The 1,318-nt window shown below is 37.4% G+C and carries 1 pseudogene; it reads right to left on the reverse strand.

Going from position 1 to position 1,318, the window contains the following annotated elements:
* Positions 1-116: 116 nt before the first annotated feature.
* Positions 117-1,318: pseudogene (locus DWV34_RS17000) on the reverse strand (hypothetical protein); the annotation flags it as partial.

Raw genomic sequence — 1,318 nt, forward strand, 5'->3', positions numbered from 1 at the left:
GTGGCATTTAGATAAACCACGGTGCGGTCAGAGTCCTTGACCTTAATTTCCCCGGTAAGGGTGATGCTTCTCTTTGTTTCTAACATGTTTGTCTCCTTTATATATTTATACGGATATTAAAATGGAACAGCAAAGCAATAATTAATATTTACTTTGCGAGATTTTGTATCATAGTTATCAAAACTTACATACAAACCATTGTAAAAATTAACGTGCAGCCTTCCATAGACTTGTTCTGTAGTAACAGAAGATCCATTGGCCGTTGTTCCATACGACGCAACTCCGTCGCATATGACAATTTTTACATTTCCACTACCTTTTTTATCAATTTGGAATAATTCAATCAATTTAGCTTGCGATATCAAAGTGCTGCTTGCGGAAGCAAGCGCGTTAGTGGAAAATTCGAAGAAAACATTCATCCATAAATAACCCATTAAAGCATCATATTTGGCTAAAATTGTTTGATATTTTACATCTACAAAAGGAGTAAAATTGCAATATCCTGTTATGTTTCTCCACTCACCACGCACTTTTGTAATGATGTTATTAAAATATTGATAATTCTCATTGATCTTTGCATAACATTCATTTATCGAAGAAACAAGGCTGTTATTAGAAGTTGTTGTTAATTCTTCTGGTGCTCCAATGAACTGGTTCACCTTCGTTGTCGTCGGCGATAAATAAGAAACCTTTACATTCAGATCCACAGGAAACTCCAAAGTACCCATTGTTCCGCCTTGCACACCCTGATCTTCCAGAACATCGTAGCAAAGGGAATCAAAATATACTTTTTCTATTGTAAATTTCAACTTTTCCCCTTTCTCTATTTTTGTAAATGCTGAACCTGTGAGCGCATCACCGTCTCCGTTTTTATAAACCGGGGTGATTGAAAGCGTATCTTTATCAAGTACACAATTTGCCGGAATATCTATTCTTAACAATCCAAGCTGATCCGGTGTCTCGTCTAATGTTGCTACACCGGTTAATTGCTTTTGAATCCAAACAGAATTTTTATCCTCATCCAGCCTTTCTTTCAAAGTGGGAAAGACCGTATTGTCTTTCGTCCTGCGTGAATCCACGATTTCCGCATCCGAAGGACTTTCAAGTGTGAGGTTTTTTATCTGTTCTTCATACTTGTCATTCAACAGATCCATCTTGCTCGTATATGTGTCGATTGTATCCTGCTTCTTTTTCATATCTGCCTTACTTTCGTCATTAATGCCTTTGATCCCGTCATGGATGCTCTGCCGGACATCCCGGCCAATCACGGCATTTTTGATATTATTTAATGCTTCTTGTATTGTCATATCTGCTCCTT

Origin of the sequence: Anaerostipes sp. AF04-45 (genome assembly GCF_003461725.1) — a bacterium.
In the GTDB taxonomy this organism is placed as follows: domain Bacteria; phylum Bacillota; class Clostridia; order Lachnospirales; family Lachnospiraceae; genus Anaerostipes; species Anaerostipes caccae.